We start from the raw sequence: 14961 nt of genomic DNA, 5'->3' as shown, positions 1-14961 counted from the left end.
TGGACGCGAGGTGTTCCGCGGCCGCACGCCGGCCGTCCCCCTCCGCTCCACACGGGCCTGCTGGACCCGCCCCGGCCCCGCGGAGATCACTGGCGGGTGGGCGGCGGGCGCGTGACAATCGGCGGGAGGGCCGCCGGACGGCGTCCCGACGGGGAGCCGTCACATGAGCACACCGCGGGACTTGCTGATCACCGCCTCCGAACCGGCCGTCGGCCGCTCCGTGGAGCAGGGCGATCTGTCGCTCGCGCTCGCCGGGGCCGAGGCGGTCGACCTCATCGCCGCCGGGGCCGTGACGCTGGCGGACGACCGCCTCGTGCCCGGGGAGCGGTCCCCCCTGGCGGACCCGCTGCTGGACCGTGCCGCGGCGGCGCTCAACCGCCAGGCGCCGTACGAGACGGTCACCGACTGGCTGTGGCGCCGGGGCCGGGACCTGACCCCGGCCTACCTGGCCGCGCTGGAGGCGGACGGCGAGCTGGAGGAGAAGCGGCGGCGGCGCTGGGTGGTCCTGCGGACGACCTCGATCGTGCCGACCGACACCCCGGCCCGCCGTCGCGCGGCGGAGCGCTGGGCGGCGGCGGAACCCGTGCTGGCCGGCCTCGGGACGGCCGTGGGTCTGCGGGACGGAGCACCGCCGGCCGCCGACCCGGGGACGGCGGCCGTGCTCGCCGCCGTGGACGACGCGGTGGGCGAACTCGCCGCCGAGCGCCGGCGCCGCGCGAGGCGGCGGGAGGACGCCCACGCGGAGAACGTCCGGCGCGGCTACTGACCGCCCGCGCGGACCGTACGCGGCGGACGCGGCGTACGGCGTACGCCGAGCGCTACGCGCGGTCCCCTATGACGCCGTTGCGGTGGTCGTCCTCGTCCTCGGGGAGCCGGCAGACCCGCTCCAGGAAGAGCGCGGCGGCGCACACCGCGACGCCCGCGATCACCGCCGCGCCACCGTAGATCGCCTGGTTGCGGCGGGGCTCGTTGTCGAGCTCGTACATGATCAGGAACACGACCGCGCCGCCGTACATGCCCGCGACCAGGGAGGCCACCAGCGCGCTCGCCTGGCCGAAGACCACCGCGCGGGCGGCCAGCAGCGGGTCCACCCCCTTGGCGCCGGGGCGCCGCTCGCGCTGGGCCCGCAGCCGGGAGCGCAGCGACAGCGCGGTCGCGGCCAGCACGACCGCGATCAGCGCCAGCACGATGGGGGCGGCCACCGGCACGCTGGGCAGCGTGCCCACCGAGTCCCACAGCTTGGCGCCGGCCCAGGAAAGGACCCCGGCCACGACGAAGAGACCGACCAGGGTCCTGATACGCAGCGCCTTCACCGAGTACTCGCTCCCCACATCGACGGACACAACGACGAAGTCGTCAACGATTACTCGGGCAGCCTGAGTTCCACGTCACCGCGGGACCAGACCGCCTCCCGGCCCACACCGGCCAGCAGCCCCGCCACCGGGCCCGCGCCCGGCAGTTCCGCCGCGGGGTCGATGTCGTGCCACGGCGCGAGCACGAACGCCCGCTGGTGCGCGCGCGGGTGCGGCAGCGTGAGCTCCGGGTCGTCGGAGACCACGCCCTGGTAGGCCACGATGTCGACGTCGATGGTCCGGGGTCCCCACCGCTCGGTGCGGGTCCTGGCGAAGGCGTCCTCGATGGCCCGGCCGCGCTCCAGCAGCGAGGACGGCGGCAGGGTGGTCCTGATCAGGACCACGGCGTTGAAGTAGTTCGGCTGGGAGCCCGGTTCGACGCCCCAGGGCTCGGTCTCGTACACCGGCGAGACCTTCTTCACCCGGACGCCAGGAGTGTCCTCCAACGCGTCCACGGCGCCCTGGAGGGTGTCCAGGCGGTTGCCGAGATTGCTCCCCAGGGAGATGACGGCGTACTTGGGGTTCTGCAGCGTGGAGTCCGCCGCGTCGACCTGCGCGACAACGGAGGCCGGGACGGGCTGCACGGTGGGGTCGTAGCTCACGGGCGCCTCCGGATGATCGATACGGTCACGTCGTCAAAGGGAACGGTGATCGGGGCCTGCGGCTTGTGCACGGTCACCTCGACCTCCTCCACCAGCTCGTGCTCGAGGCACTGGTCGGCGATCCGCTGGGCGAGGGTCTCGATGAGGTCCACCGGCTCGCCTCGCACGACGGCCGCGACCTCCTCGGCGACGATCCCGTAGTGCACGGTCCTGGTCAGGTCGTCCGTGGCCGCGGCCGGCGCGGTGTCCAGCCCGAGGACGAGGTCCACCACGAAGTCCTGGCCCTCGCGGCGCTCGTGCTCGAACACGCCGTGGTGCCCGCGGGCCCTCAGGCCACGCAGCGCGACTCGGTCCACGATGCACTCCCACTGGTCATCGAACGCATGAACGAATTTGGCGAGGGGCAGGACGTAACAGTACGCCCTTACTCGAATCTACCTGCGACCGCCGACAGCCCCCAGTACCGGGGCAGTAGGGGGCCCGAACGACCCGCGCTTACCCCGGAGCGGAGGCCCGTATTCCGCTCCGGTCCGGTTGTTGGCACGAACGGGTGGCACCCACCGGGGTGTTCAGGCCGCACCCTCGCCGTCGTCCGCGCCGTCCCCGTCGTCCTCACCGGCACCGGCCATGACCGGGGAGCCGTGGTGCACCCACAGCCGCCAGCCCTCCGGTGTGCGCCGGAACACATTCGTGGCCACCACCAGACCGCCCACCAGCGAGCCCATCTCGCCCTCCTCCTCGGCCGGGCCGCCGGTGAGGATGTTCTCGGTGCACGTCACGAGCGCCGTGTCCCCGTCGACCGCGACCTCCACGTCCGTGAGGAAGAACTGGATGTAGTCGGTGTTCGCCATGATCAGCGCGTACGAGCGCATCACCTCACGGCGGCCGCGCAGCACCGGCCACCCCGGGTGCACCACCGACACCGTCTCCGCCAGCGGGCCGGTCAGCACCAGTTCCTCCAGCGCGTCCAGGTCCGAGCGCTCCACGGCGTCGTAGAACGCCTGGTTCGCCTGTTCGACCTGCGCCGCCTCGGCCGTGCGCGGCGTCACCGCGACACCCCCAGCGCCACGGTACGGCGCGACCGCGCCCCCCGACCCCACTGCCACCGCTCGCTCATCGCGCCCCTTCGATCGCCCGCGCCACACGGACCGCGTCCGCACTGTCGTGCACCTCGTGCACCCGCACCGCCCACGCCCCGCGGCTCGCGGCGATCGCGGTCACCGCGGCCGTCGCCGCGTCCCGCTCGCGCGCCGGCGGCGGATCGCCGCCCTCACCGGCCAGGACCCGGCCGAGGAACCGCTTGCGCGAGGCCGCGATCAGCAGCGGGCGGCCCAGCGTCCGCAGGTCCTCCATGTGCGCGATCAGCGCGAGGTCGTGCTCGGCGTCCTTGGCGAAGCCCAGGCCGGGATCGAGGACGATCCGCTCCGGGTCGATCCCGCCGGACACCGCCGCGTCGAAGCTGCGCCGCAGCTCGTCGGTGACCTCGCCGACCACGTCCGCGTAGACCGCGCGGTTGTTCATGTCGATGCTCTGGCCGCGCCAGTGCATCACGACGAACGGGGCGCCCGACGCCGCCACGACCGGGATCATCGCCGGATCGGCGAGGCCGCCGCTGACGTCGTTGACCAGCGCCGCGCCCGCCCCGACCGCCTTCTCCGCGACCGCGGCGCGCATCGTGTCCACGCTCACCACGACCCCGGCCCTGGCCAGTTCGCGGACCACCGGGATCACCCGGCGCAGTTCCTCCGACTCGTCCACGCGCGCCGCCCCCGGGCGGGTCGACTCGCCGCCGACGTCCACCAGGTCGGCACCGGCCGCCACCAGGTCCAGCCCGTGCTTCACGGCCAGCTCCGGGTCGAACCACTCGCCGCCGTCGGAGAACGAGTCCGGCGTGACGTTCACCACGCCCATGACCGCGCACCGGTCCCAGGACGGCAATCCGGCCACGTGGCCGCGCATCGTACCCATGAGGTCAGCCTATGTGGCGGCCCGGACACCGGTCACCGAAGACGCCGGGAGGCCCAGGCGGGCAGGGCGAGGGTGACGAAGCCCTCGGCCCGCATCGCGGCCAGGCCGATCCGGGGCAGGTCCTTCGTGGCGCGGAAGACCAGGAAGCGCGGCAGCCACTCGGGCTGGAACTTCGCGTTGAACTTGTACAGCGACTCGATCTGGAACCAGCGCGACAGGAAGACCAGCAGCCCGCGCCAGGTGCGCAACACCGGCCCGGCGCCCAGCCGCTCACCGCGGGCCAGCGCCGAGCGAAACATCGCGAAGTTCAGCGAGACCCGCTTCACCCCGAGTTCCGGAGCCCGTTGCAGCGCCGCGACGATCAGCAGCTCGTTCAGGCCGGGGTCGGCGGCCCGGTCGCGCCGCATGAGGTCCAGCGACATCCCGTCGCTGCCCCAGGGCACGAAGTGCAGCACCGCCCGCAGTTCGCCGTCCGCGTCGTGGGCGGTCGCCACCACGCACTCCGCGTCCGACGGGTCGCCGATCCGGCCCAGCGCCATCGAGAAGCCGCGCTCGGTCTCGGTGCCCCGCCACGCGTCGGCCGCGCGGCGGATCAGCTCGCGCTCGTCCTCGGCCACCTCGCCCACCCGGCGCACCTTGCACGCGTAGCCGGCCCGCTCGATCCGCTTGACCATCTGCCGTACGTTGCGCATGGCCCGCCCGGACAGCGAGAACGCCGCCGTCTGCACGATCGCCTCGTCGCCCAGCTCCAGCGCGTCCAGCCCGGTCTCCCGGGTCCACACCTCGCCGCCGGTCTCGCTGCAGCCCATCACCGCCGGGATCCACGCGTGCGCGCGGGCCTCCGCCATGAAGCGGTGTATCGCGCCCGGCCAGGCCTCGACGTCGCCGATCGGATCACCACTGGCCAGCATCACCCCGGACACGACGCGGTAGCAGACCGCCGCCTTGCCGCTCGGGGAGAACACCACGCTCTTGTCCCGGCGCAGCGCGAAGTGCCCGAGGGAGTCCCGGGCGCCGTGCCGGGCCAGCAGGCAGCGCAGCCGCTCCTCGTCCTCCGCCGTCAGTTCGGCGACCGGGTGGGCGGGGCGCAGCGCCAGGTACGCGGTGGTCGCGGCGGTCAGGAATCCGAGGCCGCCCAGCGAGTACGCGACGACGTCGGCCACCTGGTCGGTGGCGTAGGCGACCGGCCCGTCGAAGCCGAACAGCCCGTACACCACCTCGGTGAACCGCTGCGCCACCGTCGGGTCGCCCATCTCCGCCGCCGGGTGCGCGCTGACGATGAGCAGCCCCAGCAGCACGCTGAGCCCGCTCAGTCCGGCGAACGCCGCCACCGCCCGCCATCGCGTCCGCGGATCGCCGAGCGCCGAGAACTCCGCCCGGTACCTGATCAGCAGGGTCAGCAGCACCGCCGACAGGACCGCGCCGCCCAGGGAGTGACGGTGCAGCAGCTGCGCCACCCCGCCGATCGGCAGCAGGACCACCGCGGCCCGCCAGGCGCGCTTCTTCCCCCGCTTGAGGGCGTGCGCCAGCATCAGCATGAGGATGCCGGTCACCACGGCCGCCGCCGCGGCCACCGACGTGACGGTCCCGGGGACCACCCCGGCCAGCACGTGCATCCGGCTGTAGCGGAACCGGGGGAAGATCCCGGCCGCCAGGTCCATCAGCCCGACCAGCGCGCACGCCGTCCCCACCGCACGAGGGGACGCCGCGGCGGGCAGCACCGCGGGAAGCCTCCGCTCTGCTCCCCGGGAAACCCGTGCGCCGGGATCTTCCTGTGCGACGACAGACATGGCCCCACCAAGCTCCAGCGTTGCGGAAAAGTCCCGTACGCCCCACTCGCGTACGAAGATGTGCGCCCAGTAGGACGTGAACACCCGCCCTGGGGTTCCGTCGGTGGCACAACCGTGTCCCCCCGGATGTCGTGCCCGTCCGGGGGGACCCTCGCCGGACACCGCCGGCGATCAGCTCATCGCGACATGATCATGCTCATGGCCTCGGCCCGCGTGGCGGGGTCGCGCAGCTGCCCGCGCACCGCCGAGGTGAGGGTCTTGGCGCCGGGCTTGCGGACCCCCCGCATCGTCATGCACATGTGCTCGCACTCGATGACCACGATCACACCGCGCGGTTCGAGTATCCGCATCAGGGACTCGGCGATCTGCGTGGTCAGCCGCTCCTGCACCTGCGGACGGCGGGCGAAGACGTCCACCAGCCGCGCCAGCTTGGACAGTCCGGTGATCTTGCCGTCCGCCGACGGGATGTAGCCGACGTGCGCGACGCCCACGAAGGGGACCAGGTGGTGCTCACAACTGGAGAGCACCTCGATGTCCTTGACCAGCACCATCTCGTCGTGCCCGAGGTCGAAGGTGGTCGTCAGCACGTCCTCCGGCTCCTGGTAGAGCCCGGCGAAGATCTCCCGGTACGAGCGCGCGACCCGCGCCGGGGTCTCGCGCAGGCCCTCCCGGTCGGGGTCCTCGCCGACGGCGATGAGGAGTTCGCGGATCGCGTTCTCGGCACGCTTCTCGTCGAACTCGCCGATGGGGCTCAGCTCGCCCTCAAGGGTCACCGGGTCGGTCATGTGTGCCTCGTTCCTCGTACGCCGTACCACGCGGAAAAGCCGCGCCCCCCAGGATAGGAAACCTGGGGGGCACGGCGGACATTCCGGTGAGCGTGAGCGATCCCACGCCGGGGGCGTCAGCCCTCGGTGCCGGGTTCCTCCGGGAGCTCGACGCTCTCGGCGGACTTGCTCAGGGAGCCGGCCGCGGTGGCCGTGCCGTTGGCCGACGGCTGGGTGCCGTTGGTCAGGGCGAGCTCCTTGGGCGAGAGCACCGGCGGGCGGGTCGACGGCGTGCGCCGCGAGGAGCCCGTCCAGGCCGGCCGCGGCGGGCGCTTGACGATCTGCTTGAAGACCTCGGCGATCTCCTCCTTGTTCAGCGTCTCCTTCTCCAGGAGGGCCAGAACGAGGTTGTCGAGGACGTCGCGGTTCTCGACCAGGATCTCCCACGCCTCGTTGTGCGCGGTCTCGATGAGCTTCTTGACCTCTTCGTCGACCAGCCCGGCGACCTCTTCCGAGTAGTCGCGCTGGTGGGACATCTCCCGGCCGAGGAACGGCTCGCCGTCACTCGTCCCGAACTTGATCGCGCCCAGCCGCTCGGTCATGCCGTACTGGGTGACCATCGCACGGGCCGTCGCGGTGGCCTTCTCGATGTCGTCCGCGGCACCGGTGGTCGGGTCGTGGAAGACCAGCTCCTCCGCCGCGCGGCCGCCCATGGTCATGGCCAGCCGGTCGAGCATCTCGTTGCGGGTGGTCGAGTACTTGTCCTCGTCCGGCAGCACCATGGTGTAGCCCAGGGCACGGCCGCGCGACAGGATCGTGATCTTGTGCACCGGGTCGCTGTTCGGAGAGGCCGCCGCGACCAGGGCGTGTCCGCCCTCGTGGTACGCGGTGATCTTCTTCTCCTTCTCGGACATGATCCGGGTGCGCTTCTGCGGGCCGGCCACGACACGGTCGATGGCCTCGTCCAGCATCACGTTGTCGACCAGCTTCTTGTCGCTGCGCGCGGTGAGCAGCGCCGCCTCGTTGAGGACGTTGGCGAGGTCCGCACCGGTGAAGCCGGGGGTGCGGCGGGCGACGGCCTTGAGGTCGACGTCCGGCGCGACCGGCTTGCCCTTCTGGTGGACCTGGAGGATCTCCAGGCGGCCCTGCAGGTCCGGACGGTCGACGGCGATCTGCCGGTCGAAGCGGCCGGGACGCAGCAGCGCCGGGTCCAGGATGTCGGGGCGGTTGGTGGCGGCGATCAGGATGACGCCGCCCTTCACGTCGAAACCGTCCATCTCGACCAGCAGCTGGTTCAGCGTCTGCTCGCGCTCGTCGTGCCCGCCGCCGAGGCCCGCACCGCGGTGCCGGCCGACGGCGTCGATCTCGTCGACGAAGACGATGGCCGGGGCGTTCGCCTTGGCCTGTTCGAACAGGTCGCGGACCCGGGAGGCACCGACACCGACGAACATCTCGACGAAGTCGGAACCGGAGATCGAGTAGAACGGCACGCCCGCCTCGCCCGCGACGGCGCGCGCGAGCAGGGTCTTGCCGGTGCCGGGCGGGCCGTACAGCAGCACACCCTTGGGAATCTTGGCGCCCACGGCCTGGAACTTCGCCGGCTCCTGGAGGAACTCCTTGATCTCCTGGAGCTCCTCGACCGCCTCGTCCGCGCCCGCGACGTCGGCGAAGGTGGTCTTCGGAGTGTCCTTGGTGATCAGCTTGGCCTTGGACTTCCCGAAGTTCATGACCCGGGAGCCGCCGCCCTGCATCTGGTTCATCAGGAACAGGAACACGACGACGATCAGCACGAAGGGCAGCAGCGAGAGCAGGATGCCGACGAAGGCGTTCTGCTTCGAGGGAGCGACGGTGTACCCCTGCGGGAGCTGGCCGTTCTCCGACTTCGTCTGCAGCGTCTTCGCGATGTCGACGCCCTGGTCGCCGATGTAGCTCGCCTTGATCTTCGAGGAGCCGAGGTCCTTGCCGTTGACCTTGGCGCCGTCCTTGAGCTGGACCTTGATGGTGCTCTCGTCACCGGTGGTGAGCTCTGCCGACTTGGCCTGATTGGTGTCGATCGCCGCGATGACCTGGCCGGTGTCCACCGTCTTGTAGCCGCCGGACGAGCCGACGACCTGCATCAATACGACCACGGCGAGGACAGCCAGCACGATCCACATGACTGGCCCACGGAAATAGCGCTTCACGTCCATCCATGCGGGGCGATCACGCCCCGTCCCTCCTGCCACAGTGAGGCACAGCGGCCGGAGAGCCGCCGGTGCATCCGGTGTATGAACCGACCTTCGGACGGTACCCCAGCATTGTCACCCGAAGTCGCCGGAGACCGTTAACAAACAGCGTTACCACCCTCCAACGCCGCGGAGGGCGTGAGGGTTCCCGCAGGCCTCAGCCGCCGTACACGTGCGGCGCAAGAGTGCCGATGAACGGCAGGTTCCGGTACTTCTCCGCGAAGTCGAGGCCATAGCCGACCACGAACTCGTTCGGGATGTCGAATCCGACGTACTTGACGTCGATCGTGACCTTGGCCGCATCGGGCTTCCGCAGCAGCGTGCAGACCTCCAGCGAGGCCGGACGGCGCGAGCCGAGGTTGCTGATCAGCCACGACAGGGTCAGGCCGGAGTCGATGATGTCCTCGACGATCAGGACGTCACGGCCCGCGATGTCGGTGTCCAGGTCCTTGAGGATGCGCACCACGCCGGAGGACTTGGTCCCGGCGCCGTACGAGGACACGGCCATCCAGTCCATCGTGACGTGGGAGGACAGGGTGCGGGCGAGATCCGCCATGACCATCACCGCGCCCTTGAGGACGCCGACGATGAGCAGGTCCTTGCCTTGGTAGTCCCGGTCGATCTTCGCCGCCAGCTCCGCCAGCTTGGCGTCGATCTCTTGCTTGGAGATGAGCACCTTCTCGAGGTCGGTGCCCATGTCGTTCTCGTTCACCCGTACAACTTCCGGCTCGGTCTACAAGGCCTGGAAGAACAGTCTGCCATTGCGCCGCCCGACGGCGACTCCGCCCGGCAGGTTGAGCGGCTTCTGACCGCGCCAGGCGGTGAGCAGGCGGTCGGTCTCCTCGATGTGGCGGGCGAAGAGCGAACCGGCGGGGGAACCCGCGGCGAGGGCCGCGCGGCGCAGCACCCGGCGGCGGACGGCGGGGGGGAGCACGAGCAGGCGGGCGATGTCCAGGCCGCCCTCGGCGTCGGAGGCGGACCGTTCCGCCTCGGCGGCCCACTGGTCGAGGGCGTCCGCGTCGTCTCGGGAGAGCTGGGCGGTACGCGCCAGCGCCTCGACCACGCCCTTGCCGAGGGACTTCTCCAGCACGGGCAGCGCCTCGTGCCGGACGCGGGAGCGGGTGTAGGCCGGGTCGTGGTTGTGCGGGTCCTCCCACACGTCGATGCCCTGCGCCAGGCAGGCCTTGCGGACCGTGTCCCGGTCCAGCAGCAGGAACGGCCGGCGGTAGCGGCCGTTGACCGACGGCATGCCGGACAGCGACCGGATGCCCGAGCCGCGCGCCAGCCCCAGCAGCACCGTCTCGGCCTGGTCGTCGCGGGTGTGGCCGAGCAGCACGGCGGTCGCGCCGGCGCGCTCCGCGGCGGCGTCCAGGGCCGCGTAGCGGGCGTCACGGGCCGCGGCCTCGGGGCCGCCCTGGCGGCCCACGGTGACCGCGACCGCGTCCACCGGGTCCAGGCCCAGGCCACGCAGGCGGGCGGCCACGTCCACGGCACGGACGTCCGAGCCGTCCTGGAGGCCGTGGTCGACGGTCACACCGCCGGCGCGCACGCCGAGTTTGGGGGCCTCGAAGGCGAGCGCGGTGGCGAGCGCCATGGAATCGGCGCCGCCGCTGCAGGCGGCGAGCACCAGCGGGCTGCCGCCCGCGTGGTCGGTCAGGACGTCCTGGAGTACGCGGCGGACCGCGAGGCGTATCGCCGCGACCGCGGGGTGGGGACCCATGTCCGGTTTCCCTCCTGAAGAGCACTGGCGGAGCAGTGGAGGCAGTGGAGACGGTGGAGTGACGCAGGGTAGCTAGATGGTGACAGACAGCGTGCGATACCCGAGCATTGCACGCTTACGCTGCGCCGACGGTCCCTCGGACGGGTGAAAGGACAGGCGAAAAGACGAGCAAAGGGCGGCTGGAACAACGGCTGGGGACGGGGTGGGGTAACGGGTCGGGGCGGGATGCGCCGGAGCGGGAACGGCCCCGGTGGCTCAGGTCTCGGTCCTGCGCTGCACCCGCGCCACCCAGTCCGCCGGTTTGGCGATCTCCAGCTTCGTCGGCAGCGTGTTGGGCGAGGTCCAGATCCGGTTGAAGCCGTCCATGCCCGCCTGGTCGACCACGGCCCGCACGAAACGCTCGCCGTCCCGGTACTGGCGCAGCTTGGCGTCCAGTCCCAGCAGCCTGCGCAGCGCCTGGTCCAGCCGCCCCGCGCCGCTCTGCCGGCGGAGCTGGAACTTCTCCCGGATCTCGGCCACCGACGGCACCACGTCCGGCCCGACGCCGTCCATCACGTAGTCGGCGTGCCCCTCCAGCAGCGACATCACCGCGGTCAGCCGGCCCAGGATCTCCCGCTGGTTCGGGGTCTGCACGAGGTCGATCAGGCTGCGGCCGTCCTCCGGTCCGGCGTCGATCCTCTCCTCCTCGGCCTCGGGACGGCCGCCGGAGAAGGACTGGAACGCCTCGCGCAGCCGCTCGATCAGCGTGGAGGGGTCGATCTCGGTCTCGCCGAGGAAGGCCTGGACCTCCTGCTCGATGTGGTCGCGCAGCCACGGGACGGCCGTGAACTGCGTGCGGTGGGTCTCCTCGTGCAGGCACACCCAGAGCCTGAAGTCGTGCGGGTCCACGTCGAGTTCGCGCTCCACGTGGACGATGTTGGGGGCCACCAGCAGCAGCCGCCCGGTCCGCGGCTCGCCCGGTCCCGGCACCGCCGGGCCGGCCGGCATGTCGCGGGACGCCGGGGCGAACGTCTCGTACTGGCCGAGGACACGCGAGGCCAGGAAGCTCAGCAGCATCCCGACCTCGACACCGGTCACCTTGCCGCCGACGGTGCCGAGCACGGCGCCGCCGGGGCCGCCCGGCTTGCGGGCCTGCATCTTGTCCAGCAGCGGCTTCAGCACCTCGCGGAAGCCGGCCACATTGGCCTTGATCCATCCTGGGCGGTCCACGATCAGCACGGGCGTGCCGGCGTCCGTGGGCTCCTGGTCCCCGAACATCCGCGTGAACGCCCGTACGTGGGCCTCCGACTCCTTCGCGTACCCCCGCAGCTCCGCGACCACCGCGCGCGCCTCGTCCCGGCTGACCTCGGGTCCGGGCCGCACGAAGCGGGTCGCGGTCGCGACCGCGAGATTCCAGTCGACCATCTCCGCACCACCGATGCTCGTCATTCCTTCACGGTACGTGCTGTCCCCCGCGCTCGGGAGCGTTCGCGGGGTGTCGGGTCAACCGTGGCAACCGCATTGGGCCACCGCCGAGGCGAGCCGGTCCAGGGCGCGCATGGCCGACGCGGGGCTGGTGGTGCCGTTGGTGAGGAAGGCGAAGGTGACGAGCCGGCCGTCGGCGTTCACCACGGTTCCGGCCAGCGCGTTGACCCCGGTGAGGGTGCCGGTCTTGGCGCGGATGACGCCCAGGCCGCCGCCGGCGTCGTCCGAGGTGAAGCGTTCCTTCAGGGAGCCGGTGAAGTGGGCGACCGGCAGGCCCGTCAGGGTGGGCCGCAGTTCGGGGTACTCGGGGTCGCCGGCCAGCACCAGGAGCCGGGCGAGCTGGTCGGCGGTGAGCCGGTCGGCCCGGTTCAGACCGCTGCCGTCGTTGAAACGGGCGCCCTTCAGCGGGACCCCCAGCTCGCGCAGCGCGGAGGAGATGCCCTTGGCGCCGCCGCTGAAGGAGCCGGGCAGACCGGCGGCGAGGGCGGTGTGCCGGGCCAGGGCCTCGGCGATGTCGTTGTCGCTGTTGGTGAGCATCCGCTCGACCAGGTCGGACAGCGGCGCCGAACGCACCACGGCCAGCCGGTCGGCGGCGTGCCCCTCGGGGGCCGAGCGCCGGTCCACCGCTCCGGTGACCTTCACGCCCCGGTCGCGGAGCATCCCCGCGAAGGTGGCCGCCGCCTTGGCCGCGGGGTCCCAGACCCGGGCCACCGGGCCCTTCCAGCTCTTGCCGTCGGCGCGGCCCTCGTCCGCCATGAGGGCGTCGACCGGGGCGATGTTGTCGTTGTGCCCGATGGGATGCACCGTGGGCCCGCTGTAGAGCGACGTGTCGTACGACAGCCGCACGGTGCGTGCGCCGCGGGCCTTGAGGGCGCGGGCGGTGCCGTCGGCGAGGGCGCGCAGCGAGGCCGCCGCGTAGCCGCCCCCGGCGGACTTGCGGGCCGTGAGGGTGGGATCGCCGCCGCCCACCAGGACGACGCGGTCGTCGCCGTCCGCGACGACACCGGTGGTGAGCCGGTGGTCGGGTCCGAGCAGCGACAGCGCGGCGACCGCCGTGGCGATCTTGGTGGTGGAGGCGGGCACGGCCGCGGTGCCCTCGCGGTGGCCCCAGACGCCCTCCCCGGTGGCCGCGTCGACGACCGCGCCGGTGGTCAGCGGCCCGAGCGCCCGGTCCTTGAGCAGCGGGGCGAGCCGGCCGGCGAGGCCGCTGCCGCCCGGCGGCAGGGCTCCCCGCGGGCCCACGGCGGCGGCGAGCACCTGGGGCGCCGGAACCGGCGCGGAGGCCCCCTTGCGGCCCCCGGAGGGCCCTTGGGACGGTCGCCCCGCTCCGCCGGCCCCGGCCGGCTTCTCCTCCCGGGAGGCGGCCCTCACCCGTTCGGCCGTACGCTGGCCTGACTCCCACGGTCCCGCGAGGGCCACCGCTGTCAGCGCCACGGCGAGGCCGGCGGCGGTCGACCCCGCCACCACCTGCCAGTTCTTGGAGACGGGCACCCCGGACCAGCCCCTTTCGCGACCACACACAAGCGTGGGAGACACTTAATCACCAGAAGTATGTGCTGATCATGGAGGACAGGCTGTGCTCGAGTTCGACGTCACGATCGAGATCCCGAAGGGTTCCCGGAACAAGTACGAAGTGGACCACGAGACCGGTCGTATCCGCCTGGACAGGCACCTGTTCACCTCGACGGTCTACCCGGCGGACTACGGCTTCGTGGAGAACACCCTCGGCGAGGACGGCGACCCGCTGGACGCCCTCGTCCTGCTGGACGAGCCGACCTTCCCCGGCGTGCTCGTGCGCTGCCGCGCGATCGGCATGTTCCGCATGACGGACGAGGCCGGCGGCGACGACAAGCTGCTGTGCGTGCCGGCGTCCGACCCGCGCGTGGAGCACCTGCGGGACATCCACCACGTCTCGGAGTTCGACCGCCTGGAGATCCAGCACTTCTTCGAGGTCTACAAGGACCTGGAGCCCGGCAAGTCCGTCGAGGGCGCCAACTGGGTCGGCCGCGCCGAGGCCGAGGCCGAGATCGAGGCGTCCTACAAGCGCCTGAAGGAGCACGGCGGCCACTGACGCCGTGCGACCGCCGAGGGCGGCGCGCTCCCTGCCGGGGGCGCGCCGCCCTCGTGCGTGCTCAGGGCTGCGGCCGCGGACCGTCCTCGCCCTCACCGCAGGCCGCCAGCAGTTCGGCCAGGGAGCCGTGCAGCGCGGCGGCCAGCGCGTCCGCGTCGGGCACGGCGGCGGCGTCCGCGAAGAGCCCGATGTGGACCCGGCCCCGGTAGGTCGAGATGGCCACCGCCAGCGACTGGCCGCGGGCGAGCGGGGCGATCGGATGGAGTTCGGTCATCCGGCAGCCGCCCAGCGTCAGCGGCACGTCGAGCATCGGCACGTTGGTGACCAGCACGTCGAACAGCAGACGCGCGGAGGCGGCCAGCAGCGGCGCCGCGAAGCGGTGCGCGAGCGGCGGCACGCTGTCGGCGAGCAGCGCCACCGCCCCGGGGCCGGTGTCCGGCCCGGCGGCCTTGTTGCGGTCCATGCCCTCGCGGACACCGCGCAGCCGGGCCAGCGGGTCGGCCTCGCCGACCGGCAGCCGCAGCAGGTAGCCGGAGATGCGGTTGCCCCGGCCGCCGCGCACGCCCTTGCGGCGGCGGCGCGCCACCGGGATCAGGGCGCGCGGGCCGGGGCCGTCCGGGTCGTCGCCGCGCGACTCCATCCAGCGCCGCAGGGCACCGGCGACGACGGCCATGACGACGTCGTTGACGGTGCCGCCGCTGGTCTTGCGGACCCGGTGCATGTCGTCCACGTCGAGCGAGGCGCCGGCGAAGCGGCGCGGCGCGCCGCCGTGCCGGGGGGCGGCACCGAGCGCGGCCGGTCCGCCGGGGTCGAGAGAGGCGCGCAGCACCGCCGAGCCGATGCCCAGCGCCCGGCCCGCCTCGCGCACACGCGACGGCAGGGAGGCGACCATCTGCCGCGGGTCGGGGAGCCCTGAGAGACCCGGCAGTCCGGTCAGGCCGGGCAGTCCCGGCAGCGCGGGCAGGTGCAGACCGGCCGGCCGGCGGGGCGCGGGCGGCACGGGGG

The 14961-nt window shown here is 72.6% G+C and carries 15 protein-coding genes; 2 read left to right on the top strand and 13 right to left on the bottom strand.

Annotated elements, in window-relative coordinates:
• Positions 1-163 precede the first annotated feature (163 nt).
• Entirely contained in the window at positions 164-766 is a 603-nt protein-coding gene (locus PV364_RS26895) for a GOLPH3/VPS74 family protein (protein WP_319662915.1), read from the top strand.
• 52 nt (positions 767-818) lie between these two features.
• Here PV364_RS26895 and PV364_RS26890 read toward each other — a convergent pair whose 3' ends face one another.
• The 12 genes from PV364_RS26890 to dacB form a co-directional block, all read right to left on the bottom strand.
• The gene (locus PV364_RS26890; protein WP_319663069.1) at positions 819-1313 is read right to left on the bottom strand and encodes a DUF3180 domain-containing protein; all 495 of its coding nucleotides are present in this window, start codon (positions 1311-1313) and stop codon (positions 819-821) included.
• A gap of 50 nt (positions 1314-1363) precedes the next feature.
• A complete protein-coding gene (folK, locus tag PV364_RS26885; RefSeq protein WP_319662914.1) occupies positions 1364-1954 on the bottom strand; it encodes a 2-amino-4-hydroxy-6-hydroxymethyldihydropteridine diphosphokinase in 591 nt (196 codons plus the stop codon).
• Positions 1951-2310 carry a dihydroneopterin aldolase gene (gene folB, locus PV364_RS26880; protein ID WP_319662913.1) on the bottom strand — a complete coding sequence of 120 codons (360 nt, stop codon included), beginning with the start codon at positions 2308-2310 and terminating at the stop codon, positions 1951-1953. The genes folK and folB overlap by 4 nt, the downstream gene beginning before the upstream one ends.
• A gap of 213 nt (positions 2311-2523) precedes the next feature.
• Complete coding sequence (locus PV364_RS26875) at positions 2524-3003, bottom strand: nuclear transport factor 2 family protein (RefSeq protein WP_319662912.1); 480 nt, start codon at positions 3001-3003, stop codon at positions 2524-2526.
• 64 nt (positions 3004-3067) lie between these two features.
• The gene (gene folP / locus PV364_RS26870; RefSeq protein WP_319662911.1) at positions 3068-3922 is read right to left on the bottom strand and encodes a dihydropteroate synthase; all 855 of its coding nucleotides are present in this window, start codon (positions 3920-3922) and stop codon (positions 3068-3070) included.
• Between the two features lie 32 nt (positions 3923-3954).
• Entirely contained in the window at positions 3955-5712 is a 1758-nt protein-coding gene (locus tag PV364_RS26865; protein ID WP_401973249.1) for a phosphatidylglycerol lysyltransferase domain-containing protein, read from the bottom strand.
• A 176-nt stretch (positions 5713-5888) separates the two neighbouring features.
• Positions 5889-6497, bottom strand: coding sequence for a GTP cyclohydrolase I FolE (gene folE / locus PV364_RS26860; RefSeq protein WP_319662910.1), 609 nt, complete (start codon positions 6495-6497; stop codon positions 5889-5891).
• 116 nt (positions 6498-6613) lie between these two features.
• Complete coding sequence (gene ftsH / locus PV364_RS26855; protein WP_319662909.1) at positions 6614-8665, bottom strand: ATP-dependent zinc metalloprotease FtsH; 2052 nt, start codon at positions 8663-8665, stop codon at positions 6614-6616.
• A 193-nt stretch (positions 8666-8858) separates the two neighbouring features.
• Positions 8859-9398, bottom strand: a complete 540-nt coding sequence (gene hpt / locus PV364_RS26850; RefSeq protein ID WP_319663067.1) for a hypoxanthine phosphoribosyltransferase — start codon at positions 9396-9398, stop codon at positions 8859-8861.
• Between the two features lie 36 nt (positions 9399-9434).
• Positions 9435-10421, bottom strand: coding sequence for a tRNA lysidine(34) synthetase TilS (gene tilS, locus PV364_RS26845; protein ID WP_319662907.1), 987 nt, complete (start codon positions 10419-10421; stop codon positions 9435-9437).
• A 255-nt stretch (positions 10422-10676) separates the two neighbouring features.
• Positions 10677-11849, bottom strand: a complete 1173-nt coding sequence (locus PV364_RS26840) for a zinc-dependent metalloprotease (RefSeq protein WP_319662905.1) — start codon at positions 11847-11849, stop codon at positions 10677-10679.
• Between the two features lie 54 nt (positions 11850-11903).
• Positions 11904-13376, bottom strand: coding sequence for a D-alanyl-D-alanine carboxypeptidase/D-alanyl-D-alanine-endopeptidase (dacB, locus tag PV364_RS26835; protein ID WP_319662904.1), 1473 nt, complete (start codon positions 13374-13376; stop codon positions 11904-11906).
• A gap of 85 nt (positions 13377-13461) precedes the next feature.
• Between dacB and PV364_RS26830 the strand changes: the two genes are divergently transcribed.
• Positions 13462-13956: an inorganic diphosphatase gene (locus PV364_RS26830; RefSeq protein WP_319139054.1), complete on the top strand. Its 495-nt coding sequence runs from the start codon at positions 13462-13464 to the stop codon at positions 13954-13956.
• Positions 13957-14017: 61 nt separating this feature from the next.
• On the opposite strand, the gene PV364_RS26825 is transcribed toward PV364_RS26830, so the two are convergent.
• A partial coding sequence (locus PV364_RS26825) for a WS/DGAT domain-containing protein (protein WP_319662903.1) occupies positions 14018-14961 on the bottom strand: 944 nt, incomplete at its 5' end.

It is taken from the genome of Streptomyces sp. MI02-7b (assembly GCF_033793585.1).
Taxonomy (GTDB): domain Bacteria; phylum Actinomycetota; class Actinomycetes; order Streptomycetales; family Streptomycetaceae; genus Actinacidiphila.
This window is presented reverse-complemented; position numbering and strand designations above follow the sequence as displayed.

Bases quoted from the DNA above. Each gene is read 5' to 3' on its own strand.
- PV364_RS26895 (WP_319662915.1), top strand. From the start codon at position 164: ATGAGCACACCGCGGGACTTGCTGATCACCGCCTCCGAACCGGCCGTC.
- tilS (WP_319662907.1), bottom strand. From the start codon at position 10,421: ATGGGTCCCCACCCCGCGGTCGCGGCGATACGCCTCGCGGTCCGCCGC.
- ftsH (WP_319662909.1), bottom strand. From the start codon at position 8,665: ATGGACGTGAAGCGCTATTTCCGTGGGCCAGTCATGTGGATCGTGCTG.
- PV364_RS26865 (WP_401973249.1), bottom strand. From the start codon at position 5,712: ATGTCTGTCGTCGCACAGGAAGATCCCGGCGCACGGGTTTCCCGGGGA.
- hpt (WP_319663067.1), bottom strand. From the start codon at position 9,398: ATGGGCACCGACCTCGAGAAGGTGCTCATCTCCAAGCAAGAGATCGAC.
- folP (WP_319662911.1), bottom strand. From the start codon at position 3,922: ATGGGTACGATGCGCGGCCACGTGGCCGGATTGCCGTCCTGGGACCGG.
- folE (WP_319662910.1), bottom strand. From the start codon at position 6,497: ATGACCGACCCGGTGACCCTTGAGGGCGAGCTGAGCCCCATCGGCGAG.
- PV364_RS26840 (WP_319662905.1), bottom strand. From the start codon at position 11,849: ATGACGAGCATCGGTGGTGCGGAGATGGTCGACTGGAATCTCGCGGTC.